This is a genomic window from Pontiella sp., from assembly GCF_041622395.1.
In the GTDB taxonomy this organism is placed as follows: Bacteria; Verrucomicrobiota; Kiritimatiellia; order Kiritimatiellales; family Pontiellaceae; genus Pontiella.
In genome coordinates this window covers 1-3,534 of record NZ_JBFJYW010000349.1, presented here as the reverse complement: position 1 = coordinate 3,534, position 3,534 = coordinate 1, and the positions used below count along the sequence as shown (strand labels likewise).

The window sequence follows — 3,534 nt, the reverse complement described above, 5'->3', positions numbered from 1 at the left end:
TCGGGGTCGAAGCGGCCCGCCGGCCCCGCCGCCAAGCCGTTTGGCGCCGGGTGCTGTGTAAGTCGGGATCGCCGATCCCGGGGCGCAGGCGCAGGCCCTGCGACTGTGGGGCAGGCATCTCTGCCTGCCCTTGAGCAGGCAAGGATGCCTGCTCCACGAATTGCGGTGCGGCTGGAGGGTTGCAGGCCCTGCGACCTAGGCACGGAGCCCGTGCCCCTCCACGCATGAATCCGGAAACAATGGACTGCGGCGCGTAGCGCGGTAGAGTATGGCCGCCGCTGCGAGGTGGCTCAGCCGTTAAAAATCCTGATTTTGGAGTTGTCAATTAACCCCGTTGCTCAAGCATTCCCAACCTTCTATGGCGCCTTTGCGGTCGCTTATCCATTCCAGTCCCGCTCACCCGCCGAAGCAGGTGACTGTTCTGAAATCTGTGCTTATCAGTAAGCATCGAAGGTTCATTCACTTTTCCAGGAGAATACGGGCTCCAATACCCTGACTCTTTTCCACCCGTTGCGAAAGATCGGGGTGGGCATACAAAAAAAGTTCCGGCCACCGGAAGGAGAAACGAACGGGGGCCGGAACCGCCTTGCGATTGCGTGGAATCAGTTGCCGGAAAGGATGGCATCGACCGCGTCTTGCGCGATGTACTGCGCTTCGTAGTCGCCATCGATCCGCTGTTCGATGTTGCCCACGAAAGCAACCAGATGGTTTTCCGACCCCGCCAGCAGGTTGGCATAGACATTGTGGATATCGCGCTTTTCGGTGCTCTCCATGGCGATCAAGATATCCTCGATATCGACTTCCTCGATCAGAGCGCCGACAAAGAGCGCGGCAAGTTCGGACACTTCGCCGTCGGCGACCAGCTCGTCGTAGAGCTCCTGCAGCTCTTGGTTTTCAAACTCGCCAACCCCGTGTTCGTCGACCGGATCGATGAGTCCATACCGATCAAGCAGGGCCAGCACGGAATCCGTGTGCCGTTGCTCCGACCGGGAAATGTTTTCGAAGACCGGCGTACCCCACAGGGCGTGAAAAGCGATGTAGACATCGCGGGCGAGCTTTTCCTCCTCGCGCATGAAAAGCAGGTCGGCCTCTTCCTGTTCCGTCAGCGAGGCGGTCCCGTCCCCGTCGTCTTTTCCTCTGCCCGCCACAACGGGTTGGAGCATCCAGCCCGTAACCACACACCCGACGATGAGGGCCAACAATGCGTTCCTGTCCATGGTCATCTCCTTACATGCTTGCGATCCAACCGCGCTTAACCGCACGGGGTGTGCCAAGCGGATTTCTCAAGGGTTTAGGGGAATCGGCGGCGGCGAATGGGTGCCAGCGCCCGCCGTTGCGCACCATCGCTGGGCGGCATCGCCCGGCTATTCGATGCCGATGCGGAGCCGGATGAACTGCGCGGGCCAGGGCGCGACGGGGAGCTGGTTCGTCACGTGCTGAAAGCCGGCGTCCGCTTCGCTGGTTCCCAATGGAACAATGCCGTTGGTCGACCAGCTTCCGGCCACGAGGTTGGTCGTGGCTTCGAGCACATAGTCCAAGTTGCGGGCGGCGGCATCGGTGCGGCGGCGATAGACGTATTCCAGTGCCGCGCCCGCGCGGATTGCCGCCGTGGGCGAAATGCCGGTTTCGGCGGCATTGGTCGGGTTGCCGCCGAGCGCATATTCGGTGAGATTGTCGAGGCCGTCCGAATCGGAATCGTCCAGCGGGTGGGCCAGACCGAGATTGAAGTCCGCCGCCCACGCTTCGTAGGGGGACGCTTCGTCCAGCCACTCCAGCCAGATTCCGCTCAGCGGAAACTGTGCCCCGTTGTCGAGATTATCCCAGTAGAGCGCCCGGTCGCCGTTCACGATGCGGCCATCGAATCCGTTCGTGCTGAACGTGCCCGCGGCAAACCCGTTGCCGAAGCAGATTGTGCCGGCGTCCATGGCATTGGTGACCCACTCGGTCACATTGCCGCTCGCCCATTGCAGCACGGTCCGGTGCAGATTGATGCAGCCGTTCGACACCTGGAGCGAGGCCGAATCCGCCCCCAGGACGAGCAACTCCCCGCCGTAGAGATTGCATTGGGCCGTTCCGCCGGATCCAATCAGCAGGTTGGTCGTGGCCAAGGTGCCCCCATGGAGATTCAGGGTGCCGCTGGCGGATATGGGCGCCCCGACGATCACCTGCCCGGCCGAAATCGATCCGCCAAACAGATCGATCCGTCCCTCCGACCGGCTGCCCGACCCGACACCGACGGAGCCGGACACAGCGACCGTTCCATTGCTCATCGAGAGGATCCCGGAAGAATCGGTATGGCCGATGTTCATGAAGGCGTTCGTGGTTCGGAGGGATCCGCCGTAAAGGTTGAGCCGACCGTCGGCCTTGGAGAGCCCGACCGTGATGCCGCCGTCCCCGACGAGGAGGTCGCCGCCGGCGAGGGTCAAGGCGCCGTTCCCGAACGCAGCGACGTTGAGGGTGCGGCACGCCAGCGTGCCGGCGGCCAGGTGCACGGTTCCCGTTGGCATAAGGGCGCCGCTATCCAGCTTGGCGATCTGCAGCGCGCCGGCAATCGAGACGGCGGAGGTTCCGGCGATGGTGAGTCCGGCATTCGAACCGGGCCCTTTCCCGAGGATCAGCGAACCGCCGACGAGCAGGTTTCCGTTGGTCACGGCGAGGTGGCCGAAGCTCTGTTTGCTGCTGGCCACGATGAGGCCGTTCGATCCCTGAACGGACAACACGCCTTGATTCAACACCCGCATGGTGGCGACGCAACCGGGATTGTTGCCGACCAGAAAGGCGGTGTTGGTTATCGCGGGATCGGTCGGTTCCACCCCCCACACGCTTCCGCCATCAATCGTAAAATCGGAAACCCGGTCGTCTTCCTTGAACCCCATGCGCAGGCTGTTGAGCCGAAGGCTCCCGGCCGCTTCGACGCGGACGCGGACGGGCACCTCGCCGTAGGTATCGATCCAGAGTTTGTCCGCGATGGCCGCCGACTGGACGGTGACCGTATAGGCATTGGTTTGGTTCTCGTGGTTGAGCCTCACCGTGGAGTTGCTCCCCGGAAACCCGCCCGCCCAGTTGGGCCGGGTCGCCCAATAGCCCGCGGTTGCCCCTTGCCAGGTTGTTACGCCACCTGCGGAACCGGCGAAGCCAACCCCCAGGAGCAACAGCAGGGTTTGTGGCTTCATCTACCGAGTATCCCATCCACCTCGGCCTGCGGCATCTTCTGCGCGGCATAGGTTTTTCCGGAGGCGGATTCATAGTTGCGGACAAAGGCATTCAGGTGCCGTTTCGATCCGCTGAGCAGATTCCCGAGCACGGAGCGGATGCTTTCGTTTTCGGACTGCTTAATGGCGTCCTGAAGGTCGAGAATATCGATCTCTTCCACCAACGCACCGACCAGATAGGCCTCCTGGCGCGACTTTGCCCCACGTTCAACGAGCGCATCGTAGAGCTTTTGCAAATCCGGATTATTGAACTCGCCCGCCTTATCCTTGGCGGGGTCTTTCAGGCCGTAGGCGTTCAACAAGCCGAGGACGGCGTCCATGT

At 62.2% G+C, this 3,534-nt stretch carries 3 protein-coding genes; all 3 read right to left on the bottom strand.

What is annotated here, in order from left to right; genetic code table 11:
- Positions 1 to 602 precede the first annotated feature (602 nt).
- Positions 603 to 1,217, bottom strand: coding sequence for a DUF2202 domain-containing protein (locus ABYO54_RS15290; protein ID WP_372809103.1), 615 nt, complete (start codon positions 1,215 to 1,217; stop codon positions 603 to 605).
- Positions 1,218 to 1,364: 147 nt separating this feature from the next.
- Positions 1,365 to 3,173 carry a hypothetical protein gene (locus ABYO54_RS15285; RefSeq protein ID WP_372809102.1) on the bottom strand — a complete coding sequence of 603 codons (1,809 nt, stop codon included), beginning with the start codon at positions 3,171 to 3,173 and terminating at the stop codon, positions 1,365 to 1,367.
- Positions 3,170 to 3,534 (bottom strand): DUF2202 domain-containing protein (locus ABYO54_RS15280; protein WP_372809101.1); only part of this gene is annotated, 365 nt, incomplete at its 5' end. The genes ABYO54_RS15280 and ABYO54_RS15285, both read right to left, overlap by 4 nt.